Source organism: Natronobacterium haloterrestre, from assembly GCF_900112205.1.
GTDB classification, from domain to species: Archaea; Halobacteriota; Halobacteria; order Halobacteriales; family Natrialbaceae; genus Natronobacterium; species Natronobacterium haloterrestre.
Window position 1 is genome coordinate 200167 of the sequence record NZ_FOKW01000008.1, and the last position, 26842, is coordinate 227008.

General features: G+C 67.4%; 30 protein-coding genes. 11 read left to right on the forward strand and 19 right to left on the reverse strand.

Annotated elements, in window-relative coordinates; genetic code table 11:
* Position 1: 1 nt before the first annotated feature.
* Positions 2–517: a hypothetical protein gene (locus BM113_RS15905; protein ID WP_089789029.1), complete on the reverse strand. Its 516-nt coding sequence runs from the start codon at positions 515–517 to the stop codon at positions 2–4.
* A gap of 430 nt (positions 518–947) precedes the next feature.
* On the opposite strand from BM113_RS15905, the gene BM113_RS15910 reads away from it, so the two are divergent.
* From BM113_RS15910 to BM113_RS15925, 4 genes are read left to right on the forward strand one after another with little or no spacing between them, the layout of a single operon-like run.
* Positions 948–2135 carry a thiolase domain-containing protein gene (locus BM113_RS15910; protein WP_089789030.1) on the forward strand — a complete coding sequence of 396 codons (1188 nt, stop codon included), beginning with the start codon at positions 948–950 and terminating at the stop codon, positions 2133–2135.
* Complete coding sequence (locus BM113_RS15915) at positions 2132–2548, forward strand: Zn-ribbon domain-containing OB-fold protein (protein WP_089789031.1); 417 nt, start codon at positions 2132–2134, stop codon at positions 2546–2548. The genes BM113_RS15910 and BM113_RS15915 overlap by 4 nt, the downstream gene beginning before the upstream one ends.
* Positions 2545–3567, forward strand: coding sequence for a CoA transferase subunit A (locus tag BM113_RS15920; RefSeq protein WP_089789032.1), 1023 nt, complete (start codon positions 2545–2547; stop codon positions 3565–3567). The genes BM113_RS15915 and BM113_RS15920 overlap by 4 nt, the downstream gene beginning before the upstream one ends.
* Positions 3564–4349, forward strand: a complete 786-nt coding sequence (locus tag BM113_RS15925; protein ID WP_089789033.1) for a CoA-transferase subunit beta — start codon at positions 3564–3566, stop codon at positions 4347–4349. The genes BM113_RS15920 and BM113_RS15925 overlap by 4 nt, the downstream gene beginning before the upstream one ends.
* On the opposite strand, the gene BM113_RS15930 is transcribed toward BM113_RS15925, so the two are convergent.
* Together BM113_RS15930 and BM113_RS15935 are read right to left on the reverse strand one after the other, a co-directional pair.
* Positions 4339–5118, reverse strand: coding sequence for a helix-turn-helix domain-containing protein (locus BM113_RS15930; RefSeq protein WP_245758076.1), 780 nt, complete (start codon positions 5116–5118; stop codon positions 4339–4341). The genes BM113_RS15925 and BM113_RS15930 overlap by 11 nt on opposite strands.
* Positions 5119–5300: 182 nt before the next feature.
* A complete protein-coding gene (locus BM113_RS15935; RefSeq protein ID WP_089789034.1) occupies positions 5301–6077 on the reverse strand; it encodes a 4-phosphopantoate--beta-alanine ligase in 777 nt (258 codons plus the stop codon).
* Between the two features lie 147 nt (positions 6078–6224).
* On the opposite strand from BM113_RS15935, the gene BM113_RS15940 reads away from it, so the two are divergent.
* Positions 6225–7400 carry a M48 family metallopeptidase gene (locus tag BM113_RS15940; protein WP_089789035.1) on the forward strand — a complete coding sequence of 392 codons (1176 nt, stop codon included), beginning with the start codon at positions 6225–6227 and terminating at the stop codon, positions 7398–7400.
* A 122-nt stretch (positions 7401–7522) separates the two neighbouring features.
* Here the strand turns inward: BM113_RS15940 and BM113_RS15945 are convergent, their stop codons facing one another.
* From BM113_RS15945 to BM113_RS15955, 3 genes are all read right to left on the reverse strand, one after another.
* On the reverse strand, positions 7523–10444 hold the full coding sequence (locus BM113_RS15945; RefSeq protein WP_089789036.1) for a DUF1508 domain-containing protein: 2922 nt from the start codon (positions 10442–10444) through the stop codon (positions 7523–7525).
* 305 nt (positions 10445–10749) lie between these two features.
* Positions 10750–11583, reverse strand: coding sequence for a pantoate kinase (locus BM113_RS15950; RefSeq protein WP_089789037.1), 834 nt, complete (start codon positions 11581–11583; stop codon positions 10750–10752).
* Positions 11584–11647: 64 nt separating this feature from the next.
* The gene (locus BM113_RS15955; RefSeq protein ID WP_089789038.1) at positions 11648–12706 is read right to left on the reverse strand and encodes a zinc-dependent alcohol dehydrogenase family protein; all 1059 of its coding nucleotides are present in this window, start codon (positions 12704–12706) and stop codon (positions 11648–11650) included.
* 172 nt (positions 12707–12878) lie between these two features.
* On the opposite strand from BM113_RS15955, the gene BM113_RS15960 reads away from it, so the two are divergent.
* A complete protein-coding gene (locus BM113_RS15960) occupies positions 12879–13283 on the forward strand; it encodes a hypothetical protein (RefSeq protein WP_089789039.1) in 405 nt (134 codons plus the stop codon).
* A gap of 398 nt (positions 13284–13681) precedes the next feature.
* Here BM113_RS15960 and aspS read toward each other — a convergent pair whose 3' ends face one another.
* Positions 13682–14986, reverse strand: coding sequence for an aspartate--tRNA(Asn) ligase (gene aspS / locus BM113_RS15965; protein WP_089789040.1), 1305 nt, complete (start codon positions 14984–14986; stop codon positions 13682–13684).
* A gap of 152 nt (positions 14987–15138) precedes the next feature.
* On the opposite strand from aspS, the gene BM113_RS15970 reads away from it, so the two are divergent.
* Positions 15139–15618, forward strand: a complete 480-nt coding sequence (locus BM113_RS15970) for a cupin domain-containing protein (RefSeq protein WP_089789041.1) — start codon at positions 15139–15141, stop codon at positions 15616–15618.
* 25 nt (positions 15619–15643) lie between these two features.
* Here the strand turns inward: BM113_RS15970 and BM113_RS15975 are convergent, their stop codons facing one another.
* Entirely contained in the window at positions 15644–16993 is a 1350-nt protein-coding gene (locus tag BM113_RS15975; RefSeq protein ID WP_089789042.1) for a cytochrome P450, read from the reverse strand.
* A gap of 150 nt (positions 16994–17143) precedes the next feature.
* On the opposite strand from BM113_RS15975, the gene BM113_RS15980 reads away from it, so the two are divergent.
* Complete coding sequence (locus BM113_RS15980; protein ID WP_089789043.1) at positions 17144–17863, forward strand: helix-turn-helix domain-containing protein; 720 nt, start codon at positions 17144–17146, stop codon at positions 17861–17863.
* Between the two features lie 76 nt (positions 17864–17939).
* Entirely contained in the window at positions 17940–18854 is a 915-nt protein-coding gene (locus BM113_RS15985; RefSeq protein ID WP_089789044.1) for an SIR2 family NAD-dependent protein deacylase, read from the forward strand.
* A 26-nt stretch (positions 18855–18880) separates the two neighbouring features.
* Here BM113_RS15985 and BM113_RS15990 read toward each other — a convergent pair whose 3' ends face one another.
* The 8 genes from BM113_RS15990 to BM113_RS16025 all read right to left on the reverse strand — a co-directional run bounded on the left by BM113_RS15990 (position 18881) and on the right by BM113_RS16025 (position 23553).
* Positions 18881–19087, reverse strand: coding sequence for a hypothetical protein (locus tag BM113_RS15990; RefSeq protein WP_089789045.1), 207 nt, complete (start codon positions 19085–19087; stop codon positions 18881–18883).
* Positions 19084–19380 (reverse strand): HalOD1 output domain-containing protein, encoded by a 297-nt coding sequence (locus tag BM113_RS22380; protein WP_177209192.1) that lies wholly within the window; start codon positions 19378–19380, stop codon positions 19084–19086. The genes BM113_RS15990 and BM113_RS22380 overlap by 4 nt, the downstream gene beginning before the upstream one ends.
* Before the next feature lie 69 nt (positions 19381–19449).
* Positions 19450–20118 carry a helix-turn-helix domain-containing protein gene (locus BM113_RS16000; RefSeq protein WP_089789046.1) on the reverse strand — a complete coding sequence of 223 codons (669 nt, stop codon included), beginning with the start codon at positions 20116–20118 and terminating at the stop codon, positions 19450–19452.
* An 81-nt stretch (positions 20119–20199) separates the two neighbouring features.
* Complete coding sequence (locus tag BM113_RS16005; protein WP_089789047.1) at positions 20200–20907, reverse strand: phosphoglycerol geranylgeranyltransferase; 708 nt, start codon at positions 20905–20907, stop codon at positions 20200–20202.
* Positions 20908–20985: 78 nt separating this feature from the next.
* On the reverse strand, positions 20986–21735 hold the full coding sequence (locus BM113_RS16010; RefSeq protein WP_089789048.1) for a class I SAM-dependent methyltransferase: 750 nt from the start codon (positions 21733–21735) through the stop codon (positions 20986–20988).
* A gap of 60 nt (positions 21736–21795) precedes the next feature.
* Positions 21796–22989 (reverse strand): threonine synthase, encoded by a 1194-nt coding sequence (locus BM113_RS16015; RefSeq protein WP_089789049.1) that lies wholly within the window; start codon positions 22987–22989, stop codon positions 21796–21798.
* A 160-nt stretch (positions 22990–23149) separates the two neighbouring features.
* Positions 23150–23326: a 50S ribosomal protein L37e gene (locus tag BM113_RS16020; protein ID WP_007143349.1), complete on the reverse strand. Its 177-nt coding sequence runs from the start codon at positions 23324–23326 to the stop codon at positions 23150–23152.
* The gene (locus tag BM113_RS16025) at positions 23323–23553 is read right to left on the reverse strand and encodes an LSM domain-containing protein (RefSeq protein ID WP_089789050.1); all 231 of its coding nucleotides are present in this window, start codon (positions 23551–23553) and stop codon (positions 23323–23325) included. Before BM113_RS16025 ends, BM113_RS16020 begins: the two co-directional genes overlap by 4 nt.
* A 319-nt stretch (positions 23554–23872) precedes the next feature.
* On the opposite strand from BM113_RS16025, the gene BM113_RS16030 reads away from it, so the two are divergent.
* A complete protein-coding gene (locus BM113_RS16030; RefSeq protein ID WP_089789051.1) occupies positions 23873–24223 on the forward strand; it encodes a hypothetical protein in 351 nt (116 codons plus the stop codon).
* A gap of 128 nt (positions 24224–24351) precedes the next feature.
* Positions 24352–25314 carry a zinc-dependent metalloprotease gene (locus BM113_RS16035; RefSeq protein ID WP_089789052.1) on the forward strand — a complete coding sequence of 321 codons (963 nt, stop codon included), beginning with the start codon at positions 24352–24354 and terminating at the stop codon, positions 25312–25314.
* Positions 25315–25329: 15 nt separating this feature from the next.
* Here the strand turns inward: BM113_RS16035 and BM113_RS16040 are convergent, their stop codons facing one another.
* The 3 genes from BM113_RS16040 to BM113_RS16050 form a co-directional block, all read right to left on the reverse strand.
* Complete coding sequence (locus tag BM113_RS16040; RefSeq protein ID WP_089789053.1) at positions 25330–25566, reverse strand: hypothetical protein; 237 nt, start codon at positions 25564–25566, stop codon at positions 25330–25332.
* 2 nt (positions 25567–25568) lie between these two features.
* Positions 25569–25997 (reverse strand): nuclear transport factor 2 family protein, encoded by a 429-nt coding sequence (locus tag BM113_RS16045; RefSeq protein ID WP_089789054.1) that lies wholly within the window; start codon positions 25995–25997, stop codon positions 25569–25571.
* An 87-nt stretch (positions 25998–26084) separates the two neighbouring features.
* A complete protein-coding gene (locus BM113_RS16050) occupies positions 26085–26636 on the reverse strand; it encodes a helix-hairpin-helix domain-containing protein (RefSeq protein WP_089789055.1) in 552 nt (183 codons plus the stop codon).
* Positions 26637–26842 lie beyond the last annotated feature (206 nt).

Sequence of the window (26842 nt, forward strand, 5' to 3'; positions counted from 1 at the left end):
GTCAGTTCACCTCCGTCGCTTCGGCTACCGGTTCGGACGTCGACTCCGACGCCGCGGTCTCTTCGGCTTCGATCTCCTCGAGTTCCGCGAGGAACTCGTCCCAGGCCCCGTCGGGCAGGAAGTGTTCGCGGTAGTAGAGGCCGTAGGCGAGGTTGACGCTCATGAACCCGCCGATCCAGTACAGCCAGAAGACCGCCGCGAACGACGGGTGCATCCCGGTGATCAGGAACTCGGGAGTCTGGCCCATGAAGGCCTCGCTGTAGTACTGGGCCCCGCCGAAGCCGGCGAGTCCGAGTACGGTGAACACCCCGAGCGGGTACACCAGAAGCTTCAGGCTGATCTCGTGGTCGTGGGCCGCGCCCACGACGAAGTACGGGTGGAACACGAAGACGGTTACGAGCAGTGCTTCGAACCAGTACCCCGCCACCCCCAGCAGGAGCGAGCCGAGCCACAGGGCCGCTCCCGCGACCATGAGATGGGTGACGTAGGGTTCGACGTCGATTTTCCTGTCTAACATGTATATTCTCGCGTTCGGATCGATCGGTCGAGGTGTGGTCGGCGACGGCCGGTTTCCCGACGGGACCGCCAACCCTGGGCCTCGATCGTTCCGGATCGATCACTCGGTATTGTTAGATGCCGTGGCGACCGGGTAAACGGCCGGGTTTAGGCGTAAACCTCGAGTAGCGGCGTCGAAAACCGCGATCCGCGTCGACGGGTCGCCCGATCGTCGCCGACGGCCCTCGAGGCAGTGCCGGACGCGGCCGTAACGACCGGCCGCCGAAACGATTTTTGATCCGTTCAATCGAGTGGCGATTGTCACCACGGCACGAGAGTCCCCGTCACACAGCGAGGATCGAATACAGCCGGCTTAACTCATTTAACGGCCGACTCTCGAGGGTTACATGTCAACCCGCCGTTTTTCCACCGTCTGACGCCACGATACACGTATGAGAGACGTATTGATAGCTGGCGTCGGTGCAACCGACTTCGGCGAGCACCCCGACAGAACCGGTCGGGAGCTGTTCGCCGAGGCGCGGTCGCTGGCGCTCGAGCGAAGTGCCGTTCCGCCCGACGAGGTGGACGCCCTCTACTACGGGAACTTCATGGGCGAGACCGCCGAGGGCCAGAGCCACGGTGCGCCGCTGATGGCCGAGGGGCTCGGCTCGTCGGGACTCGAGGCGACCCGCATCGAGAACGCCTGTGCGTCGGGCGGCTACGCGGTCGCCGAAGGGGTCAGGGCGATCCGCAGCGGGGCAGCGGACGTCGTGCTCGTGGGCGGCATGGAGCGGATGACCGACCTCGGCACGGAGGGAACGACGGCTTCGCTCGCGCGGGCCGCCGACGAACTGTACGAGATCAGCGCCGGGATGACCTTCCCCGGCGCGTACGGCCTGCTCGCGGACGCCTACCTGAGTCGGCACGACGGTACCCGGGAGGATCTGGCCCACGTCGCGGTCAAGAACCACGCGAACGCGACGACCAACCCGAAGGCCCAGTACAGACAGGAGATCACGGTCGAGGACGCCCTCGAGGCGCCACGGGTCGCCTCCCCGCTCGGACTGTACGACGCCTGTCCGATCACCGACGGGGCCGGCGCGGCGGTCCTCGTCTCGCCGGAGTACGCCGACACCGCGGGCCTCGAGCCGAAGGCGGTCGTGACGGGATCGGGCCGGGGAACTGACGCTCTCTCCTTGCAGGGCCGCGACGATCTGACGCGAACGCCCGCGGCCGAGGCGGCGGCCGAGACCGCCTACGAGCAGGCGGGAATCTCCCCCGGCGACGTCGACTTCGCCGAGGTCCACGACTGCTTTACGATCGCCGAAGTCCTCGCCCTCGAGGCGCTCGGGCTCTACGAGCACGGCGAGGCGATCGACGCCGCCCGCGAGGGCGAAACCGCCCGCGACGGCGCGACCCCGATCAACCTCTCGGGCGGGCTGAAGGCGAAGGGCCACCCGGTCGGCGCGACCGGCGTCACCCAGCTCGTCGAGGCGACGAAGCTGCTCGCCGGCACCCATCCGAACGCCGACGCGGTGCCCGACGCGTCGACGGCCGTCACCCACAACGCGGGCGGAACGGTCGCCACCGCGGCGGTCCACGTCCTCGAGGCGGTCGACGCCGAGGAGGTGGGAGCATGAGCGAAGGCGACGCCGCCTCCCGAGTCGGCTACGACGAGTGGCTCGACGCCCTCGCCGACGGCGACGGGTTCTACCTGCGAAACGGCGGGGACGAGGCGACGGTCCCGCCGGCCCCGGGCCGCGGCGGCCTCGAGCGCGAACCGCTCCCCGCGAGGGGGACCGTCGAAGCGGTGAGCACGATCCACGTCCCGCATCCGGAGTTCGGCGACGACGCGCCGTACGCGATCGCGGTGGCGTCGTTCGGCCCGGTACGGCTGACCGGCCAGGTACGGGGCGTCGATCCCGAGGCGGCCGACCTCGAGCGCGGCCTCGAGGTGGAGCCGACGGTGGTATCGAAAGGCGAGAACGAGGATCACACCGAATCGCGGTTCGTCGGGTTCATTCCCGTCGAAGCGAACCCATCAGAACGATGAACGTGCACGCAGAAGGCGACGGCGAACTCGTCGGGTGGGAACACCCGGACGAGGTCCGACGGTGGAACAGGGAGAACCGAACGCGCGCCTACGAGGACAAGCGCATGAGCGCCGCCGAGGCGGTCGACCGCTACGTCGACGACGGCGACGTCGTCGCGAGCGGCGGCTTCGGCCACGTCCGCATCTCGACGCCGGTCCTCCACGAGATCGTCCGACAGGGTATCGAGGACCTCACGCTCATGGGCAAGACCACGGTCTTCGACGCCGACCTGCTCATCGCTGCCGGCGCGGTCTCGCGGGTCGAGAACGCCTACTGTTTCGCCCACGAGACCCGCGGCCTCGCGCCCGCCGGCCGTCGGAAGGTCGAGAACGGCGAGGTCGAGGTCGTCTCCGAGGCCAGCAACGCGACGCTCCAGTGGCGGTTCCTCGCCGCGAAGATGGGCGTCCCCTTCGTCCCGACGCGGATCCTCAACGGCACGGACACCTTCGAGAAGAGTTCGGCGAAGGTCGTCGAGGACCCCTGGAGCGGCGACCCTGTCACGCTCGTGCCGGCCTGCTACCCCGACGCCGTTTGCATCCACGTCGACAAGGCCGACAAGTACGGCAACGCCGTGATAGAGGGCATCGGCGTCGAGGACCCGCAACTGGCGGGCGCGGCCAAGCGACTCATCGTCACCGCCGAGGAGATCGTCGACGACGAGGAACTCCGCGACCGGCCGAAGGACGTCGAAATCCCGTTCTTCCAGGTCGACGCGGTCGTCGAAGCACCGTACGGCAGCCACCCCGGCGAGATGCCCTACCACTACTACTTCGACGACGACCACCTCGAGGAGTGGATGGAACTCACGGAGACCGAGGAGGGCACACAGGAGTACCTCGAGACGTACGTCACCGGCACCGACGACTTCGAGGAGTACCTCGAGGCGGTCGGCGGCGCGGAACGGCTGGCCGAACTCGAGGCGATCGAGAACTACGAACGCCCGGAGTCGGGCGGTCCGGAGGGAGGTGATCGCGCATGAGCGACGTCGCCGAGGGCGAGGACGAGGGCGAGGAGTACACGCCCACCGAACTGCTGACGACGGTCGCCTCGACCCTGATCGAGGACGAGAGCACGGTCATCGTCGGCACCGGGATGCCGATGCTCGCGGCGATGCTGGCCCAGAAGACCCACGCGCCGGACGCGACGATGATCTACGAGGCCGGCGGCATCGGGCCGGACGCTCCGGAGCTACCGGTCTCGGTCGGCGACGAGCGGACGTTCCACCGCGGCGTCAAAGCCGCCGGCATGCACGACGTGATGTCGTACATGCAGGCCGGTTTCGTCGACTACGGCTTCCTCGGCGCGGCCCAGATCGACAAGTACGGCAACCTGAACTCGACCGTCATCGGCGACTGGGAGCGACCCGCGGTCCGGTTCCCCGGCAGCGGCGGGGCGAACGACATCGGCTCGCTCGCGAACTCGACCATCGTCGCGATGCGCCAGGACGACCAGAGCTTCGTCGACGAACTCGACTTCCGGACGACGCCGGGCTACCTCGACGGCCCCGGTGCCCGCGAGGAGGCCGGCCTCCCCGCAGACACGGGCCCACAGAACGTCATCACCCAGTACGGCGTCTACGGCTTCGACGAGGACTGCGAGATGGAACTCGAACTCCTCCACCCGGGCGTCGACGTGGAAACGGTCCAGGAAAACAGTAGCTTCGAGATCGAGGTCGGCGACTACGAGCGAAGTCCTGAGCCGACCGCGGAACAGCTCCGCCTCCTCCGCGAGGAGATCGACCCCCGGGGCGTTATTCGCTGATCGGCTCCGGGTCCCGCGACTCGTCGCTGCCGCCGCTGACCCGCGGGCCTTCCTCGAGGTCCAGTTGCGCCTCGACGTCGTTGATGACCCGTACGAGTTCCGTGAGAACCTTCCGCTGGCTCCGCCGGAGATTTTTCGAGGCCCCCATCTTCGAGATGTCGAACTCCTCGGCCAGCCCCTCGAGATTGGTCTTCCGGGGCGTCGAGAAGTAGCCCTTCTCGACGGCGGCCTCGAGGGTCGCCCGCTCGGTGTCGGTAAGACCTTGTAGCGCCGACAGCAGGGCACACAGCGAGTCCACGTTCTGCATGACGTCGAAGAACTCGTCGATGTGGATCGAGTCGTCGTTTTTCACCGTGAACTCGTTGTTCCGGTCGAGTTCGGCGAGCGCGTCGTCGGCCTGTTCGCCCCTGTCGAACCCGACGTTCCAGAGTTCGCTCCCGTCGCGGATGACGAACGGCCCCGTCACGTAGCCGTCGTTGTGCAGGATCGTTCGCATCGCGTCGGTCTCGTCGATCCGGGACCGCAGCACCGCCGTGTTCTCCTTTCGCGCGAGCAGATCGTAGTCCCGCAACATCTGGTACTCCCCGAGCGTCTCGAGCCCCCCGCTTAGCTCCTCGCGGCTCTCCCCGATCACCATGAGCCGCGTCTCGAGCGTCCGGTCCGCGTGGTTGAAGTCCCAGTGTTGGGCGTGAAAGGCGACGTCGTGTTCCCGGGTCGTCCGGATGTACGGACAGTCGTACTGGACCATGTCCAGTTTGAGAGACTTCATAGTATCCCCTCTCCCCGGAGGTAGCCGACTACACACTTTTTTAGATTGTGGATCGTAACGGAATATAATTCCTTGGCGAACAACTTATAAAATTAGCACGTATGCAGAGGCGCCGTTAGATCGGGACCGCTTCCGCGGCCGACGTTGGGGCGGGAACCGTCCGCGTACCGACCCCGTGGGGGTTACAGGCCGTTTCGAATCCGCTTTTCCGCCGCCTCGAGTGCTCGGTCCGGGTCGAACTCCTCGACGATCCCCCGGAGGCGGTCGTCGTCGGCGTCGGCCAGGTCCCGCGCGTGTGCGGTCACGTTCGGGATCGCCCGAATGATGTTGTCGACGATCGGTACGTCCGCCACCTGCGGCGATCGCGAGAGCGGGTTGAGATCCACGACGATCTCGGTCTTGCCCATCTCATCGAGCGCTTCGGCGCGGTCGCCGTCCTCGAGCGGGACGAGCACGACGTCGGCCGCGTAGATGCCGTCCTCGTCGACCTTCGCGCGCTGGTGGTCCAGATTGGGGATCCGGGCGTCGGCCTCGAGCCCTTTCACGTCCTCGGCGCCGTGATCGCGCAGGTGGTCGGCGATCGCCTCCATCCGCTCCGGCGTGCGATTGAACAGATTTACCTCGAGGTCGGCGTCGACGGCCTCGGCGAGGTCGACCATCTCGCCGGGGACCAGCGCCGCGACGTTGCCGTTGATCGAGAGCACGGGACGGTCGGCGAGCAGGAGGTGGGCGGCCGCCGCCCGTTCCGCCTCCTCGGCCGTCGGGATCGTCTCCTCGCCGAGCAGGTAGTCGAACGCGCTGCCCCGCCCCTCCGCATGCATTCCCTGGAGGTGGGTGATCCCCTTCTCGACGCCTTCCTCGATCCGATGACGAGTGAGTAGATCCTGGTATCTGGGGTGGTCCTCCGGGATCTCCTCCTCCTCTTCGACGTCGGCCGAGACGGTGTCGTAGTCGGTCACGATCGATCACTGGGTTCGGTCGATAAAAAACGGCCCGATCGATCGTCGGCCTGCCGTGTTCTGGATGATTCGGGGATCGGACGAACATCGAGACCTCAGCCCTGCTGTCTACGTAACCTATTACCCTTGCCGAACCGACAGTACACCATGGCACTGACGCCGGACCGACGCCTCCGGGTTCGGATCGCCGGCGCGCTCGCGCTGGTGGTGGCCATCAACGGGCTCTTGCTCTCGGTGCTGGTCTGGAGCGCCTACTGGGCCCTGTCCGCCAGCGGCCACGGCGAGACGCTCGAGTTCGCGCTCCCTGGTCGTCTCCCCCTCTTCGTCGGGTCGATCCTCCTCGGTGCGATCGGTCTCGTCGCCGTGCAAGCGCGGTACGGTACCCGGACCGTCACCGACGGTCTCGGTCTCGAAGACGTCGGTGGTGACGACGATGGCCCGCGAAACGTTGCCGCACGGGTGCGCCGGCTGGCCGCACAGGCCGACGTCCCGATCCCGTCGGTGGCCGTCGCCGACCGCGAGGAACCGGGCTGTCTAACCGTCGGCCCCCAGCGATCGCCCACGATCGTAGTCACGATGGGGCTACTCGAGACCCTCGATGACCGGGAACTCGACGCGGCCCTCGCTCACGAAATCGCCCACGTCGCGAACCGCGATCTCCCAGTCGTCACCGCCGTCGCCGCGACCGTCGCGATCGGCGATCGGTTGCTCGAGCGCGAGCGAAAACTCCGAAGCGTGCTCTGGGGTCTCACGCTGGTCGCTTTCTTCACCGGCGTCGGACTCTTGCTCCTCGCGGTGCCGATCGTCGCGCTCTCTCTCGTCTATATCGCGGTGAGCGTCGTCGCCCGTGCGCTGCTCGGCGTGAACGCCGTCGCGCTCGGCCTGTTCTCGAAGACCCGCGAGTATGCCGCCGACCGCGGGGCAAGCCGGCTCACCGGCGATCCCGCCGCGCTGGCCAGTGCCCTCGAGGCACTCGAGGGCGTTCGCCCGGAGCGAGACGCACGCCTGCACGCGACGGCCACCCTCGGGATCGTTCCGCAACCGCTGTCGCTCGAGCGGTCGACCGTGGACGGCGATCGAACCTGGTTCGATCGGTGGTTCGTCGATCAATTCGCGGTCGAGTCCGACGACACACGGTCGACCGGCACGCCCGGATACGTAGACCGGGCGGTCGACCGCGTCGGGGCGTGGCTCCGGACGCGAGTCGTCGACCCAGTGACGACCCGATTCCGGCAACTCCTCGGCTGGCGACCGTCGACGCATCCTCCGACTGACTCGCGAGTCGATCGTCTCCGGGACCTCGAGCGACGTCGACGGAACTGAAGCGACTCGAGGCCGAACACCGAGGCGGTCGGGTCGGGATCACTGACGACCGTTCGAGACGTTTCGGACATCGACGACAACGGCAAAAAGGAGCGTCGGTCAGCGACCGATTCGTGGCCGGCTCACTCCGTGAACGTGATCCAGCCGTCCGGCGCGTGGGACTTCACCGCGTTCATCGCTTCGCGGGCCTCGGTGCGGTTCTCGTAGGTCTGGGTGCTCTCGGCCATCGTCGAGCCGAACTCGTCGACCAGCCGCCACACCCAGCCGTCCTCGTCGGTGTGGAGTTCGAACGAGACGCTGTCGATCTCGAGGATGCTCGCGTTCTCGATCAGGTCGCGAGCGTCGTCGAGCGCGGCGCGTGCGGCCTCGCTCGAGTCGTACGCCTCGGTCCCGGTCGCGACCGGCGTGCCGTCCTCGTCGATGAGCCGCCAGCGCCAGCGGTCGTCTTCGTCGGCGACGAGTTCGAACGACGCGACGTCGAAGTCGACCCGGCCGGCCATCGGGGCGAGCTGGCGGATCTCGTCGACCCGCTCGAGGGCCGCGTCCTTGTCCTCGGCTCCGGTTTCCCCGCTCGCGAGGACCGTCCGTTCCTCGTCGACGAGGTCCCAGCGCCAGCCGTCCTCGCCTTCCTCGAGGCGGATCGCCGCGTCCTCGATGGTGAAGATCGGCGCGTCGACGGCGTGGTCGCGCCACTCGTCGACGTGGTCGATCGCCGCCTCGCGGTCGTCGTACGCGACCGCACCGTCGGCGATCTCCTCGCGGTCGCGATCGAGCAGCCGCCACGCCCAGTCGCCGTTGCGGTAGAGCTGGATCGTCGCGTCGCCGATCGTCGACCGCCGCGCCTCGGTTGCGCCGCGGCGGATCGAGTCCAGGTCGTCGACGAGCGCGTCCCGGGTCGGGTAGGATTCGTCGTCGACCGCGACGACGTCGCCGGACGGCAGGACGAACCGCCAGTGCCAGTCCTCGGCGACGTACGTCTGGAACGCCGCACGATCCATCGTCCGCACGTCGGAGTCGAGGTGCTCCAGCAGTCGGTTCATCGCCTGACGAGCGGCACCGCGGGTCGGGTGGGTCGCGGGGTCCTCCGCGACCAGCTTCCCGGCCTCGTCGATGAGCCGCCAGCCCCACTCGTCGTCCTCGTTGACGAACAGCTCGAAGGCTGCCGTTTCGATCTCGAGGAGTTCGGCGTCGGGTGCCTGCTCTTTCAGCGTCATCATCGCCTCGGCGGCCTCGCTACGGGAGGTGTGTTCCTCGCCGCTGTCGGCCAGGACGTTCCCGTCCTCGTCGATGAGCCGCCAGCGCCACTCGCCGGAGTCGGCCTCGTAGACCTGGAACGCCGCGTGTTCGAACTCGATCAGGTCTGCCTCGCTTGCCTGCTCGCGGACGCGGTCGATCGCGTCGGCCGCGGCGTCCGCGTCGGGGTGGGGTTCGGTGCTCGCGGCGACGACCTCGCGGTCCTCGGTCACGAGCCGCCAGTGCCAGTCGGGGCCGGCGGGTTCGCCGCCGTCCTCGCCCTCCTCGAACGTGACGGCCGTTCCACCGTCGGTGGCTGCAGCCTCCTCGAAGGGGGCCGGGAGGTCGCCGTCGGCGTCTCCGTCGGTGTCGTCGCTGGCGGTGGTGTCAGCGGACGGATAGACCTCGTACTCCGCGTCCTCGATCTCGACGACGTCGGCTTCGGTAGCGTTCTCGCCGAACTGCTCGGTCTGCCACTCGCTCCGGCCGTGCTCCGCCTCGCCCTCGGGACTGCGAGCGACGACGTCCTCGCCCTCGTCGACGAGCCGCCAGTGCCACTCCTCGCCGGATTCGTACAGTTCGTAGGTCGGCTCGCCAGCGACCGTGACCGACGCCGACTCGAGGGCCGGCAGCAGCGCCTCGGCGGCCTCCTCGGCGTCGCGGCGCGTGTCGTAGGCGTCGACGGCGTCGGCGACGACGTCGTCCGCGTCGTCGACGAACCGCCAGGTCCAGTCCCCGTCCTCCTCGTAGAGTTCGACCCCGAGATGCTCGACGTCGAGCAGCCGGGCGTCCTCGAACCGCTCGGCGAAGGTCCGGGCCGCGCTCTCGGCCTCGTCCTTGTCCCTGTAGCCCTCGTCGTGTCCCGCAAGCGGCGTGTGGTCGTCGTCGACCAGTTGCCAGTACCACTGGCCGCGGTCCTCCGAGTAGGTAAACGCCGCCCCCTCGATCTCGATGACGTCGGCCTCCGGGCCGCGGTCCTTCAGGAAGCTCACCGACTCCTCCGCGCCGTCCCGCTGGTCGAACTCGAGCCCGCAGTCGGCGACGACGCTGCCGTCGTCGCGTGCGAGCGTCCACTGCCAGGTGCCGTCGCGGTCCTCGTAGAGTCGGAACGCCGAGGTGGTCAGCTCCATCAGCCCCGCCGAGCTGATCTGGGACTTGACCCGCTCGATCCCCTCCCGGGCCTCCGGGCGCGTGACGGCGCTTTTGTCGCTCGTCGCGAGCGCCTCCCGGTGGAGCACGTTCCACTTCCAGTCGCCGTGTTCGTTTCTGAAGACGGCGAACTGCGCGTCCTCGAGTGCGTTGCCGGTGAGAATCGGTGGATCTTCCGTCGTCCCCTCTTCTTCGACGAACATCCCTTTCTGCCCCGTAAACACCGGAACGAGGGCTGCGACACCTGTGATGATAGCGATACCGGCCGCGTATATCGAGATCACTTCGACGTCTAGCCCCCGCCCGAGATGCCGCCAGTCGTCGGGGTAGACGACTCCGAACGCCGCGACGCCGACCAGCGAAACCAGCAGTCCGACGACGCTCGCCTGTATCCCCCGTCGTCGTACCGGGAGCATCAACCCGATCCCGAACAGACAGAACGCGAGTCCGGCCGACGCCGCGACCCCCGAGATACGGATCATCATCTCCTCGGCGATGTTGCCACCGTAGCCGACGATGAAGCCGACGATACCCGCGGCCCCGATGATGTAGCCGAGAATGAACAGCCAGTAGCCGTATACGTCCTTCCCCGAGTCCGGTTCCCCAACGTAGTGTTCGTAAAGCCTGTATAGGCTCTGATGAATTTCGCCTGCGACTGACATTCGTAATCTCGGGCGCATAACTCTGACGTAATATAATAAAGCTTCGGCCATTGATACGTTGGATTATATGTATGTCGAGACACATTCGCGAGCGAGACAGCCGTGAGGAGCCCTGATCCGTCGAGATCCTGACACCGGAGGAATCGAGGGGCGGTACGCCCGATTACGGGGCAACCGAGGTAATACCTGTCCGCTCGCGGAATGAAATTCGACCCGTCGACGGAAAAATCAACCCCGGAACCGCCGAACCGTACGCCGATTCCGGCGGCCGCTCGAGCCAGTGTAAGACGGCTGGTAGGTGAGGACTACTTGAGTACTGCGCCTGCGGGGTGGGTCGCACAGACCGAGGGCTCGTACCCTGCGTCCGAGAGCCCGGTCCCGAGCGCGAAGACGGTCTCGCCGAGCATGGCCATCGACGCCTGGCCGTCCGCCGCAGCGACCTCGGCGATCGTCTCCGCGACACGGTCAGTAAGGAGGCCGGCCTCTCGAGCGAACAGCCGCGACGCGTACATGAAAGAGAGCAGCGTCGGCTCCTCGACGACCCGCGAGAGCGCGTTCCGGCCCGCTTCTGTCAGCCGGTCGGTGTCGCCCGAGAGCACGTCGGCCGTCGAGAGTTCGCCGAACGAGAGGTACTCGACGCGCGCTCGAGCGGGGATCGAGTCGAGTTTATTGTCCTGGGGACCGCCGGGCTCGAGGCGGACCGGGATCCCGCCGTGGGCCTGGGCGACGACGTCGCCGAGTCCGGTCCCGGCCTGTACCTCGGCACCGTGAGCGATCGTCACCAGTTCGTTCGTCGAGAGCGTCCGCTCGAACACGCGGTTCGCGGCCAGCGCCGTCCCGAGCGCCATCGCCCCCGAGATACCGAAGCCGGCTCCGAGCGGCAGATCGGATTCAGCCTCGACGCGTGCCGGCGCGTCGAGCGTCTCGAGGACCGTCCGAACCGGCTCGACCTCGATCTCGTCGCCGTCCAGGACGACGGTCGGCTCGCTCGCGGTCGTGGGCTCGACCGTCACCTCGACGCCGTCGGTGAGGGTGAGTCCGGCACCGCGGGAGCCCGCCTTCGTCGGATCGTCGTGGGGATGGGCGCTGAAAAACCCCGTAATGTGGCCGGGGACGAACGCTGTCGCCTCGTCGCGCATTACCCCGCCGTTTCGGCCCGAACGGTAAAACGTTGAAGATTTCAGCCCCTGTGCCGGTTCGGGGTCACAACTCGGTGACGACTTCGATCCCGCGGGTGTCGTAGCTGGTCATCGCGGCGAGGCGGTCCGACACGTCCGCGAGGGCGACCTCCCGGGTGACCAGCCGGGCGGGCTCGAGTCGGCCCGCGTCGATCAACCCGAGCAGTTCGTCGTACCTCGAGGGCGGCATCCCCCGCGAGCCGACGAAGGAGACGTCCCAGCGGGTGAGTTCGTCGATCGGCAGCGACACCTCGCCGCGCTCGGCGTCGGTCGTCAACCCGACCTGGACGTGGGTCCCGCGCGGGCGGAGACAGCCAAGGCTGTTGCGACAGGTTTCGGCCCGTCCGAGCGCGTCGACGGAGACGTGAGCGCCGCCCCCGGTCGCGGCCTCGATGACCGCGGGAACGTCGGTCCGATCCGCGCGAACCGTCTTCTCAGCGCCCAGGTCCGTCGCCATCGAGAGCGGTTCGTCCCGCACGTCGACGGCGACGACGCGTCCCCCGAGCGCGGCGGCGATCTGTACCGCGGCGAGTCCGAGGCCGCCACAGCCGTGGACGGCGACCCAGTCGCCGGCCCCGACGTCGGCACGGTGGGCCAGTCCGTGGAAGGCCGTCACGTACCGACAGCCGAGCGCGGCCGCCTCCGTCGCGGAGACGCCGTCCGGGAGCGTCGTGAGGTTGTAGTCGGCGTGGGGGACGTGGACCCGTTCGGCGAACGCGCCCGGGACCTCGGGTTCGAAGCCGAGCGCGTATCCGTCCGTACAGACGTTCCCGTGGCCGTTTCGACAGTACCGACAGGAGCCTTCGCCGAGGTTGAACGGGACGGCGACCCGGTCGCCGACCTCGAGCGAGTCGACGCGGTCGCCCGTACGGACGACGCGACCAGCGGGTTCGTGCCCGAGGATCTGCCCGATCGGAACGCGGTCGTCGGCCCACTCGCCGTGGCCCTGCCAGGCGTGCCAGTCGCTCCGACAGATCCCGCAGGCCTCGACCTCGACGACGACTCCGTGCGGGTCGAGGGTGGGGTCGTCGACCGACTCGATCGACAGCGGTTCGCCGTAGGCCTCGAGGACTGCAGCGCGCATACCTCGAGATCGGTCGACCCCGAGTTAAGCCTGCCCGTCGGGACCGACTCTTTCGGGCCGGTACCGCGTGACCCGTCGGGATCGAGCGTCCGCAGCGTTCACCACTGCCGAACTTTCGTCAGTCGATGAATGTCAGGGAAGCGTATTTGTAGCCGATCGTGGACGTACGAGTATGTCCCCCAGCGGCGATCCACCCGCAGTAGAGTCCTCCTACACGGAACTCCCGACGACCTCGAGCGCCGACGCTGACGGCGAAACTGACGGCGAAGCTGACGGCGATACCGACTCGAATTCCGTCGACGGGCCGACCGGTGTCCGGCCGTCGGAGCGTCCCGCCGTCGAGGTAGCACACGACACCTGTGCCGCCTGTGGCACAACCATTGGACCGACGGACTACCGGCTCAGTTGGCAGTTCTCCGACGGACCGGCGAGCGTCGAGCGCCATTACTGCAGCGAGTCGTGTTTCCCCGATCTCGACCTCGAACACGAACACGAACACGAACGCGAGCACGAAAACCAACGCACCGACCGGACGGACGAGGGCAATCGACCGCAGGACTGGTCCTACTGTCGGTGAACGTTCCGCCGAACCGGACTCGAGCGAATCCACTCGGGATAGTGATGGCTCCGACGTCGGGGAGAGCGAGGGGAGAACGAAGGGAGAACGAAGGGAGAACGAAAACGAAACCGGACGGTCGCTTCGCCCTCGAGTGTACGCTTTCCCCGCGAAAATCACCGACGATCCGGCGTCCTCGTCAGGGGCTCGGACGTCGACGTTCTCGCGGGAACGACGCGGGATCTTCGATCCTGCGAACTCTCGCCCGACGAACAGCGCCTCGCCTACGGCGAGAGCCGCTGTCGGTCACGCGAGACTCGTTTCACTCGTCTCGCTTGCTCTCAGCGTCTTCGTTACGGACTCAGACGCTGACGATCTCGTGGGAACACGGTCGGAGTAAAGCTGCTCCCACGCGACCGTTACGGCGAGAGCCGTTGCCGGTCGCGTGGGAACAACACAGCCTCTCGGATGTTGTCCAGCCCGAGCAGCGTCATGATCAGGCGCTCGCCGCCGAGGCCGAAGCCGGCGTGGGGCGGCATACCGTACTTGAACATCTTCGTGTAGTACTCGAACTGGTCGGGGTCGAGGCCCTGCTGCTCGAACCCTTCGATGAGGTGCTCGTGGCGGTGCTCACGCTGCCCGCCCGAGACCAGTTCCATCCGCGGGTGCATCAGGTCGAAGCCCGTCGAGAGCGTCTCGTCGGACTCGGTGTCCTTGATGTAGAACGGCTTGATCTCGCTTGGCCACTCGGTGATGAAGTAGTGGCCGCCGACGTCCTGCCCGAGCGCCTTCTCGGCTTCCGTCGGAAGGTCGTCGCCCCAGACGAGTTGCTCGTCGAGTTCGCCCGTCGCGTTGATGCGCTCGATGGCCTCCTCGTAAGAGATACGCGGGAAGTCACCCTCGGGAACCTCGAACTCCTCTTCGAGGTCGAGCGCCTCGAGTTCCTCGCTGCAGTTCTCGTTGACCGCCTCGTAGGCTGCCTTGACGATGCCTTCCGCGACGTCCATCGCGTCGTGGGCGTCACAGAACGCGCCCTCGAAGTCGATCGAAGTGGCCTCGTTGAGGTGTCGGGGCGTGTTGTGCTCCTCGGCGCGGAAGATCGGGCCGATCTCGAAGACCCGTTCGACGTTCGAGCCCGCGATCAGCTGCTTGAACAGCTGGGGCGACTGGTTCATGAAGGCTTCCTCGCCGAAGTAGGTGATCGGGAACAGCTCGGTGCCGCCCTCGGTCCCGGTGGCGACGATCTTCGGCGTGTTGATCTCCGTACAGCGGAACTCGCGGAACTGCTCGCGGACGGCCCGCAGGATCTCGGCGCGGATCTCGAAGACGGCCTGGACCTCCTCCTTCCGCAGGTCGAGCGTTCGGTTGTCGAGTCGCGTCGAGAGGTCGGCGTCGACCTTTCCGGAGGGGTCAAGCGGCAGTTCGGGGTCGGCCTCGGACACGACCTCGAGCGATTCCGGCGTGACCTCGACGCCGGTCGGCGCGCGCGGCTCTTCCTCGACGTCGCCGGTGACCTTGATGACGCTCTCGCGAGCGACGTCGAGGCCGGTCTCGACGAGATCGTCGTCCATCTCGTCTTTCTCGAACTTGATCTGGATCTTTCCGGTGGTGTCCCGGAGGATCAGGAAGGCGATGCCGCCGAGGTCGCGGATCTCGTGGACCCACCCGGCGACGGTAACTTCGTCGCCCGGCTCGGCGTCTTCAGTATAGGTTCTGTCCTGCATACCCTCCGATTCCGGTCGCCGGAACTTAAGCGCAATCGTTCTGGATTGCCAGTTCGGGCACGGTCGAGGCGACCGTCCCGGCGCTCGGTCGCCCTAGCGCCTCGATCCGTCCGTCCCGGGAACTCTTTGCCGGTCCGGAGTGTCGTCCCCGTATGACGAACCCGATCAACGAAGCCGACCTCGAGTGGACCGAGTACGATCAGGGGTCGTCCCGATTCCGCCGCAAACAGCTTTCTGAGTCCGTCGGCGCGACCGATCTCGGCTGCAGCCTGTACGAACTGCCTCCGGGCGAACGTTCCTGGCCCTACCACTACCACACCGCGAACGAGGAGGCGATTTTCGTCCTCGAGGGCGAGGGCACCCTTCGGTGCGAGCGTGGAGCGGAACCGCTAGCGGCGGGCGACTTCGCGACGTTCCCGGCGAACGAGGAGGGTGGGCACCGGATCGTCAACGACAGCGACGAGGTGCTTCGCTACCTGCTGGTCTCGACGATGATCGAGCCCGACGTCACCGTCTACCCGGAGATGGACAAGATCGGCGTCTTCGTCGGCTCGCCGCCTGGCGGCCGGGGGGAGCGATCGGTCCACGGCTACTACCGGCTGGACGACGACGTCGACTACTGGGAGGAGTAGCCGCGAACGGCCGGTACCGAGCCCCCTATCGTTCGGAGACGGTCATCGGAATCTCGTCTTTCGGACGGGCAGTGATCGTCGCCCGCAGGTTCAGTTCCGTCCCCGGGACGAGTTCGAGGTGGTACCGCTGGTAGACGGTCGCAAGCAGGAGCCGCGCCTCGAGCATCGCGAACCGGTCGCCGATACAGCGCCGCGGCCCCGCCGCGAACGGGAAGTAGGCGAGTTTCGGCAGGTCGGCCTCCATCCCGTCGGTCCACCGCGCCGGCCGGAAGGCGAGCGGATCGTCGTACCACCGCGGGTCGCGGTGGACCACCCACTGGTGCATCCGAACCGTCGCCCCCGGCGGGATCTCGTAGCCGCCGATGATGTCCGGTTTGACCGGCTCGCGGACGATTCCCGGCACGGGCGGGTAGAGCCGCATCGACTCCTTGACGACCTTTTCCGTGTAGGAAAGCTCCGGAAGGTCCGCCATCGTCGGCGGGTCGCCGTCGAGCACCGTCTCGAGTTCGTCGACCAGTTCCCGTTCGACGCGGGGGTTCTTCGCGAGGAGGTAGAAGGTAAGCGTTAGCGACAGGGCCGTCGTCTCGTGGCCCGCCAGCAGGAGCGTGACGACCTCGTCGCGGATCTGGTCGACGGACATCCCCGTTCCCGGGCCGTCCCCGCCTTCGTCGCCCTCGAGGAGCTTCGAGATGACGTCTCGCTCCGTCGGGTTTCGCTTGCGTTCCTCGATCAGGTCGTAGACGACCTCGTCGAGGTCCTCGCGTGCGCGCTCGATCCGCCGTCGGGCTGGCGTCGGGATCCCGGCCGGCAGGACAAGATGTGCGAGGTTCTCGCTGGCCGCCATGAACTCCCCCAAGGCCGCGCCGACCGTGTCCACGTGCTCGTCGACGTCGGCCCCGAACAGCGCACGGGCGACGATGCGCAGGGTCACCTCCATCATGTCCTCGTGGACGAGGCGAGTCTGGCCGTCCTCCCAGTCCTCGAGGGTCTCCATCGCGAAGTCGGTCATCATCGTCGCGTACTCCCGGATCCGGTCGGGGCGGAAAGCCGGCTGGATCTGGTGACGATTGCGTCGCCAGACCGCACCCTCGCTGTTCAGGATGCCGTTGCCGGTGATCGGACCGAGGATGTGCTGGAACCGTTCCCCTTTGACGTAGTTCTCGTTGTTCTGGACCAGCACCTGCTCGATGTAGTCGGGATGGTTGAGCTGGTAGACGGGGCCGGTCGGATCCTCCCAGTGGGCGATATCGCCGTACTCGCGTGCCGTCCGGGTCATGAACCCGTACGGGTCCCGCAGGAAAGCGAGCTGGTTGCCGAGCAGCGGCAACCCGTCCGGTCCCGGCGGCCGATCGCTGATCGACGAAACGTTGCTCATGTATCACTGCCAACCACGTCCGGCCGTCTCCCTCTGTATCCGATCATACTAGCCGTACTTATATGCGGACGTCGAGGCGAGTGACGTGAGCGCAAGCACGAACGCGACCCCCGACCGAATCGGAACGACCGTCCCGGGTGGTGGTCCCCGATGAGGTACGCGACCGTCGTCCTGACCTGGCCCGACGAGCACCTGACGGGTATCGACGAGGCGTTCGCCGCACGCGAGGGAGTCTCGCTCGAGGCGATCCGGCACCTGAACCCGATCGACGCCGACGACGGCCGACACGCCGAACTGCTCGAGATGCGGGGCGACCTCGAGCGCGCCCGAACCGCGCTGGCGGACGCGCCCGAGGTGCTCGAGTACGACGTCGCCGGCGACGACGGCCACGGGGCCGCGTACGTTCGGTGCCGTACCGTCCCGCCGGTCGACGACCTCCTCGCGGTACCCCGGGAGTACGAGGTCGTGATCGACTGGCCGCTGCCGTTCGTCGCCGCGGGCGGGAGCGACAGCCGGGGAAACGCCGACCGCGGCCTCGAGGTGACCCTCGTGGGGCCGGGCCGGGCGCTCAGGCGGGCGACGCGGACGCTCCCGGCGGGAGTCGAGTTCGACCTCCGGCGGACGGGGGCGTACGAGGCCGAGTCGCTCAGGAGCGGATCAGCGGACTCGCTGTCGCGCTCGGTCCGGCTGACCGACCGCCAGCGGGAACTGTTCGCGGTGGCCCGCAGCGAGGGGTACTACGAGGTGCCGCGGCGAACGACGCACCGCGAACTCGCGGACCGGCTCGGGCTGTCGCCGGGGACCGTCGGGGAACACCTCCAGCGGATCGAGGCGAAGCTGGCGGCGGCGTACGGGTCGTCGATGAGGTAGGGCGGCTACCGAAGCCGCAGCCGAAACCGCATCCGCAGCCGTTCCCGTTTTTGTCTCTCGAGGCCGAGGAACCGCCATGGACGAGTCCGATCGGGAGTCAGACCGTGATGGCGACCGCCTCGAGCGACTCGCGGCCGAGATCGATCGGGACGCGACGGTCGTCGCCCTCACGGGTGCGGGGATTTCGGCCCCCTCGGGCGTCCCGACGTTCCGCGGCGAGGACGGCGTCTGGGAGCACTTCGACGAGGGACAGTTCACCTACGGACGGTTCCGGAGCGATCCAGAGGGGTTCTGGGCCGACCGGGTCGCCCTCCAGCGGGAACTGTTCGGCGAGGAGTACGAGCCCAACGCGGCCCACGAGGCCCTGGCCGCGATGGGGCGGGACGGCTACCTCGACGCTGTACTCACGCAGAATACGGACGGATTACATCGTGATGCGGCCGACGTGGCCGACCGGGCCGACGTGGCCGACCGAGCCGACCGAGCCGACCGGGCCGCCGAGGACGGAAACCGCGGGGACGACCCAGGGGCCGGGGATGACACACCCGCAGGAACCGGGCAAACGCCGATCCTCGAGCTACACGGCAACGCCCGCCGCGTCCGCTGTACCGACTGCGGGCGGCGACGCGACGGTGACCCGATCTTCGACCGTGCCGCGGACGGCGACCTCCCGCCGACCTGCGACTGCGGCGGGATCTACAAACCCGACGTCGTCCTCTTCGGCGAACAGCTCCCCGGGGCGGTCGTCCAGCGAGCGCGGACGCTAACCCGCGACAGCGACGTCTTCCTCGCGATTGGCTCGTCGCTGGTAGTCGAACCTGCCGCCTCGTTCCCACGGGAAGCCGGGGCCACCGGTGCAACGGTCGGTATCGTCAACCTCGAGTCGACCCCGGTCGACGGGGCCGCCGACGTGGTCTACCGGGACGACGTCACCGAGGCGTTGCCGCGGCTCCGGTCGCTCCTCGAGCGCGGGGCGGACGGCGGTGAGTAAGCGGCAAGCCGACGGACTCGATCGACTCAGGCGGTCGGATCGGCCGACGGCGAGAGTTCCCGGACCAGGAGTTCCGCACAGACCGACGGCGGCGTCGGGCGACCGGCCGAGTCCCGCGTGTCGATCGCGTGTCCGGTTTCGACGAAGTGCTCGACCGCGAGCCGCGAGCGTTCGGTTTCGGTAGCTCCGTCGTCCGCGGAGGCGAACCAGTCGCAGGCGAGACAGACCTTCATGTGGAACGGCGCGAGGAGCGGTCGACTTCGGGGGACGAATCGATCGCGATTTCGCCGTCGGCCCCGACGGTGACCTGTTTGCCGTCGTGATCGAAGGTCAGGCTGCCGACGCGCTCGCCGGATCTGGCGGGGCCGGTCGGTTCGAATAGAGAATCCAGCGCCGCGGGGTCGATACTGGCGTACAACGGCGGCGAGAGGTCGATCGGATCGACCCCGTCGTGTGCTGCGATCGCGCGAACGACCCTGACCGACAGCGGCTCGTCGGCAGGGGGAGAGGAGGGCTGCGTTGCCATCATCATCGGGAAGGGACTGCGCGGCATAAGCGTGACGACCGACCGCAAGTGCACTTTCGGTACCGTCCCCTACCGCGGTTGGCCCCTGCCCGATACCACGTGCTCCTCGACCAGACTCGACTGCGCCCGTCGTAACCGCTCGCTGACTGCCTGGTTCGAAATCTCGAGTTCGTTCGCGATCGCCGAGAGATCCGCCTCGCGGGGCACCTCGAAGAAGCCGGACTCGAACGCGATCTCGAGGGCCTCGTACTGGGAGTCGGTCAACAGATCGTCGTCGTGGCTCGGCGCGTCGTCCTCCGAGAGGCGATGAAGCGCGATTTCAACGCCCTCCCCTTCGAGGAACGAGTGGTACCGCGTGAACGCCTCACGGTCCGGAAACCGCATCTCGATACGCCAGCGACCGTTCGATCCCCGGCACTCGAGGAGTTCCCCACCGAGTGCGACCCACCGACGGTACGCCCCGACGATGTCGGATCCGCTGCGACGGATGCGGTACAGCGCCCCGTCGTGAGCGTCCCCGATCCGCTGGAATTCGGCTACCGTGTCGTCGTCGCCCAGGGTTCGCTCGAGTCGGTTCCGGTCCCGGTCGGCACACCGCATCCAGCAGAACGCGATCGGCCGGGACGGATCGACGGCGTACTGCCGCTCGAGATCCACCTCGAGCGAGGGCAGCGCCTCGAGCGTGGGACCGAGGACGAGTTCCGTCGAGGCCGCGTCGAACTCGGCGAAGAGCGCCATACCATCCGATGGAGAACGGAGACGCAAAACAGTTTAGGCCAAATGCCCTTTTTCAGCCCCGAGAAGAGCTAATTCCAACGATCAGGCGTCCGAAGCGCCCTCGACGGTCGCGCGGACCGCCTCGACGCCCTCGTCGTGGGCCAGGTCGCCGACGACCACGACGTCGGCGTACTGGGCCATCGAGTACGCGGAATCGTAGTCGTGGATGCCGCCGCCGTAGAACAGGGTCGCGTCGTCGGTCGCCTCGGCCGCCGCCCGGACGATCCCCTCGTCGCCCAGTGTTCCCGAGTACTCGAGGTAGACGATCTCCTGGCCGAACATGCGTTCGGCGACGGTGGCGTAGGCGGCGACGTCGTCGGCGTCGAGATCACAGTCGGCCTCGGTGTAGGTGGCGACGTCGGCCTCGGGGTTCATCACGATGTAGGCCTCCGTCGTCGTCCGGTCCCAGTCGTAGTCGTCGTCGACACGAACCCACTCCTTGTGCGCGCCGGTGATCCAGAACGGCGAGCCGGCGTTGAAGACCGTCGGGATGAGATACCCCTCGAGCGCGTCGTCCTCGAGGACGACCTCGGGGCTCGAGGGCTCCTGGTAGAGCGGCACGTCGTGTTCGGCACAGGCCTCGATGACGTCGGCCATCTTCTCCTCGGTAATACCCATCGTGCCGCCGATCTCGATCGCGTCGGTACCGGTCGCACAGAGATCGCCGTAGGTGACGCCCTCGGGGAGGTCCTTGTCGGGGTCGATTTTGAGAATATGGTCCCAGTCGTCCCAGGGTGTCGTGGTAGTCATACCCCTCCGTTTCCCGACAGCCGGCAAAAACGCTACGAAACGAGCCCCGTGCACCGGTCCCTGCCGCGGACGCCGGGATCACCGCTCGGCGATCCAGACCATCTCCTGGGAGACGTCCTCGAGCGGGTCGCCGTCGAACCCGCCGGAGACCTCCCACGACGAGAACGGCGAACACCGAAAGAGGAGAGCGAACTCGGCTTTCGAGACGAGGGCGATCCGATTGCTGGCCTCGACGACCCGCTCGCCGTCGGCGTCGCGGACGTCGGTCCTGATTCGGGCGATCCCCTCGAGTTCGTCGACGAGTTCGGTGACCGTGCGGTGGGTGTACTCCCGGCCGTCGACCGCGAAATCGGTCTCGATCCACTCGCCGTACTCCTCGCAGATGATCTCGAAGTTCGGGGCGAAGGCATTGAGCGCGAGTCGTCCGCCGGGCGCGAGCGCGTCGTGGAGCCGCTCGAGGGCGGCGAGCCGGTCGTCGACCTCGAGCAGGTGGAGGAACGCCCGGAAGGGGACGATCGCCAGCCCGTACTCCCTGTCGGGATCGAAGTCGGTGACGTCCGCCTCTCGGACCGAGGGCTTGAGTCCCTCCTCGGCCGCCTTCTCGCGGAGCACCGCGAGCGAGTCGCTCGAGACGTCGATCCCGTCGGCGTCGACGCCGGCCCGGAGCAACTCGAGGTGGATGCGGCCGGTCCCACAGCCGACCTCGAGCACGGGGCCGTCGGCCTCGAGCGCGAGGTCGCGGTAGAACGCCACGTCGTCTCCTTCGTCGTGTACCGCATCGTAGAACTCGGCGAGGTCGTCGAAGTACGCGCTGGCGCCGGAATCCATGTTCCGTCCGAGGACCGTCGTGATCAAATAGCTATCGTCGGTCTGGCAGGTCCGGTCGGTTCAGACGCCCTGGCTCATCAGGTGGCTCCGGAGCACGTCCGCCTCCTTGTTCCCGGCGCCGGTGTTGAGGATGACGATCGTCTCGTCGCCGTCGAACTCGCCGCGTTCGGCGAGGTCCCAGGCCCCGCTCGCTGCGGCCGCCGAACTGGGGCACATCTCGAGGCCCTCCTGTTTGGCAACCTGGACGCCTGCCTCGAGGATGTCCGGATCGTCCGTCGAGACCGCGCCGCCGTCGGTCTCCCGGAGCGCCTCGAGGATCCACGGACTCGCGCCGGGGTCGGGGATCTCGAGGCCGCCACAGATCGTGTCGGGGTGTTCGACGGGGTCGTGCTCGTCTCGCCCCTCCTCGTAGGCTTCGACGATCGGATCACAGCCCGAGGCCTGCGCGGCGTACAGCCCCGGAAGGTCGTCGATCAGGCCCAGATCGCGGTACTCTTTCGCGGCCTTGTACATCCCGATGAGGCCGACCCCGCCGCCGGTCGGGTAGACGATGGCGTCGGGCGTTTCCCACTCGAGTTGCTCGACGACCTCGTAGAACATCGTCTTCTTCCCCTCGTGGCGGTAGGGGGTGACGAACGTCTGGAGCGGGTACCAGTCGTCGTGGTCCGCGCTGGCCTCCTCGTAGGCTTCCCCGGCGTCGCCGATCCGGCCGCCGACCACGCTCATGTCGCCGCCGTGGACGTTGACCATCGCCTTCTTCGTGAAGCCGGCCCGCGAGGGCAGGAAGACGTGTGAATCCATGCCCGCACGGGCGGCGTAGGCCGAGGCCGCCTGCCCCGCGTTGCCCGCCGAGGCGAGGACGACGTCGCTCGCGCCGTGCTGGCTCGCCGCCGTCACCGCCACCGTCTGGCCGCGGTCCTTGAACGTGTTCGTCGGGTTGCGTCCCTCGTCTTTGATCAGGACGCGCTCGACACCGAACTCGTCGGCGAGGGCCGGACAGTCGACCAGCGGCGTCGTCCCCTCGTCCATCGTGACCGCCGACTCGCGTCGGAACGGCAGCAGTTCCTCGTAGCGCCACATCGAGTCGAACGACCGCGACTCGAGGGTCTCGCGATCGAGGTCGATCGCGTCGTAGTCGTATGTCGGGTCGAGAACCCCGTCGCAGTCCGGACACCGGTGGGTCTCCTCGGCAGCGTCGAACGCGGTCCCGCAGTCGACACACTCGAGGCCCGCGAAGGCGGCTGTCGTCTCCATACTCATATCGGAGTGTTCGCGGCCCAGGACTAATGGTTGTTCATCGGCGAAGATCGAGCCGCCAGGAGAGATGGGAAAAGACGCGCCGCTCGAACGGTGGAAAGCGAAGAATTCGGTCGAGATCGATCGCGGCAGGTCAGCGAGAGCGAACGGCGCGGCCTCAGTTGTCGCCGGTCTTCGACTGCCACTCGTAGTCGCGGCGCTTCGACGACTTGCCGAAGCCACACGACGAGCAGACCTTCTTCTTCACGTGGTAGGACTTCTCTCCGCAGCGACGACACTTGACATGGGTCGTCTTGTTCTTCTTTCCTTGGCTCGGGGTTCCTGCGCCAGTCATGGAGTGATCGAAACGACGTTATCGCCGCGTATAATGGTTGTGTCTTCGATCGGCTCGCCGTCCCCGGAGATCGATTCCTCCGCGGGAATCGTGACTTCCTCGAGCACGAGGTTCATGTGCTGGTCGTAGCCGGCGAGTTCGCCTACGTACTCGTCGCCACTCTTGAGTCGTACCGCGACTCGTTCGCCAAGGGACGCCTCGAGGACGTCCAGCGGTCGTCCACTCATACGAAAGAGCGTTAGTGACGGCTACTTAATCGTACCGGAACCCACCGAATCGGAAGCGCTTCAACCTGAGGCTAATTCGGCGGCACAGCCGGAATCCCGATCGGTCGTCCGCCGGGGAACGTCGGCGTGGTCGCATACTGACACTACTGGACAGAAGTCAGTACACACTCGATCGCGTCTCGACGCCCGTCGACGCGACGGCGTCTCGAGCGCGATCGGCGTGGGCATTGGTTTGTCCGGAAATGAAGTCCGACGGGATCCGTCGCGCGAACGTAAGCCGAACCAAACGGCTAAGTGCAGCGTCGTTGACCCCGCCGATATGGGAGAAAAGAAGTTTACCTTCATCGAACTCCATCTGGACGGCGATACACAGTTCGGGCCACGCACGCTCGAGTCGCTCCCGTTCGCCGAGACAGTAATCGGTGGCGGCGAGGAGTCGGAAACGGGGACGGAGACTGACCTCGAGGCCGGATCGTCGCTCGAGACCGACCGCGAAGACGAGGACGAGAGCGGTGCGGCCGACGAGGAGGGCGGTAGCGGCGGCAAGGCGATCGGCGCGCTCGTTGCGCTGGCCGTGCTCGTCGCCGCCGGCGTCGCGGTCCGGAAGTACCGCGGCGAGGAAGCGGAGACGGAACGGGCGGAAGAGGAACCCGACGTCATCGTCAACTGAGACGGACTGCTGAAACTGGTTACCGGCGCACCGGGGGCCCGTCTGCCGGGTACCCCGGTACTGACTGACGGCAGACCGTCTGCGGTCCGAGCCGAACCCTTTTGCGTTCGCTTCCCGTACGAACGTTCGTGAACCTCTATCGTAGTGCCCGGGCCGTCGCCGGCGCGTCCGGCGACGACGCGATCGACTGGGCATCGGCAGCCGAAGCCGCAAAGGCCGCCACCGATCCCGGCTCGATCGCGCTCGAGGCCGGGGAGCGGGAGGCGTACGCCCGCGACGTCCGCGACGCCCGCGAAGGGATCCGCACGGTATCGGGTCTCGAGTTCGACGTCCCGGACACCGTCGAGATCCAGAACCGCCACCACTGGATCGACGCCAACGTCGCGACCTTCGAGCGGGTGATGGGCACGCTCGAGGACCACGCCCCACCCGGCGCGTTCCCCGGCGTCGCCCGAACGATCAACACCGGGACGATGACCGTTTTACTCGCCTTCCTCGGGCGGAACGTCCTCGGCCAGTACGACCCGCTGTTGCTCGCCGAAACGCCCGACGACGACCACGCCCTGTACTTCGTCCGTCCGAACATCCTGAAGGCGGCCGACGCGCTCGCGGTCGATCCCGACCGGTTCCGTCGCTGGATCGCCTTCCACGAAGTGACTCACGCCGCCGAGTTCGGGGCCGCACCGTGGCTCTCGGAACACCTCGAGCGGCGGATGGAAGACGGCATCGCGAAGCTCTCGGAGGGGTCGTTCGACCGGCAGGCGTTCCGCGAACTCGACGCCGCGATGACCGTCGTCGAGGGGTACGCCGAACTGCTGATGGACCACGCCTTCGACGACGAGTACGCCGATCTGCGGCGGAAACTCGACGAGCGACGGCAGGGACGGGGCCCGCTACAGCGGCTGTTCCGCCGACTGCTCGGCCTCGGCCTGAAGCGCCGCCAGTACGAACGCGGGAAGGACTTCTTCGAGACGGTCGTCGACGCACGGGACCTCGAGACCGCGAGCCTGGTGTGGGAGGGGCCGGAGTATCTCCCGAGCCACGAGGAACTGGACGCGCCGGGTGTCTGGCTGCGCCGGGTAGAGCGCTAGGGGCTGCTGCTCCGCTCAGTTGACGATCCAGGACAGGTACCACACCAGCGCACCGCCGACGAGCAGGCCGGCGGCCGTCACCAGCCCGACCATCGGCAGCGACGCGCCGCCCTGGAGAGCCATCATGCTGCCCGAGAGGCCGACCAGCAGGACGAACCCGGCCGCGAGGCGGCGTCTGGCGGCCGGATCGCCCGTGTTTCGGTTCGGCCGAGACCCCGAACCCGATCCCGAACTGCGGTTCCGCCGCCCCATCGTCACTCGAGCCTCCGCGGTGTGCTGACGTGCATCGTCGCGAAGCGCCAGTGGGGGGCGGGATCGTCAGCCGGTCCGTCGGCACTCGCGTCCGTCCTCGCCGGCGACGGGACCAGCGTTCCGCTCCAGCGACTCTCGAACTCCCGCTCCTCGCCGCTCTCCGCGTCCGTCCACGCCATCCGAACCTCGTCCGCGAACCACGCGGCCGAATCGCGTTCCTCGACGACGAGGCGACCGCTCGTGACCGTCCAGTCCGTCGTCGTCTCGGTCTGGTTTCGGAGGGCATCGGCTACCTCGTCGTAGCCGAACAGCGATTCCTCGATGCCGAACTTCACCGTCGAGTCGTCCTCGAGGAAGTACGGCGCGAGCGGATCGCCCTCGCGGAGCGCCTCGTAGTAGTCCCGGACGACGGTTTCGGCGGCTTCGACCATGGACGTAGTGGTGGCTCGCGTCCTCAAAGGTTCACCGGACGCGAACGCAGGCCTGGTCGGCTGGGAAGCGAGAAAAGCAACTGCGGCTCACATGAAACCTCGGCCGACCTCGTCCGTCTCGATCAGGTCCTCGAGTTCCGCGTTCAGCAACTCGTCGGCCTCCTCGAACCGGTCGGCCAGTTCCTCGAGTTCGTCGGGCCGATCGTACTGGTCGTACTCCATCGGGCCGAACGCAGGGCTCTCGATGGCCTCCATGACGTCGTCGAACAGGTCCTGCGGTCGCGTCGGGGCGTCGGCGTGGGTCTCGAGGACGGTCTCTAGCCGGTTCGAAAGCGTCTCGGCTTCGTCCTCGTCCTCGGGCGGCGACTGGACAGCGAACCGGCCGCTGCCGTCGTTCTCGGGCATGAACGCCCCGATCTCGTCGTCGATCTTGCGCGCGACCTGGGTGCCGACGCCGCGCACCTCGAAGGGGTTCTTCGCGTACGTCTTCAGGAAGAAGACGCCAGCGGAGGGATGCGCGAGGTACATGTCTTCGCCGACGCCGCCGGCCCGGTCACCGGCGACGGCGCGCCAGTCCTCCGACTCGACGTCCTGCTCGGTGACGTCCTCGAGTATGTCCTGCCACTCGCGAATCCGCATGCGTGAGGGTTGTGACGCGGATGGAATGAACGTATCGGTCCCGGCGGTCCCCCGCGGGTCGCGCTCGCGGTCCGATCGCAGGCGTCGGCGTCAGCGTCGCCCCGGCGTCAGCGTCGCCCCGGCGTCAGCGTCGCCCTCGAACCGGTCGCTCGTGGTGACCGTCTCCGCTCCCGGAACCTGCGCGAACCAAAAGGAATACGACCGCT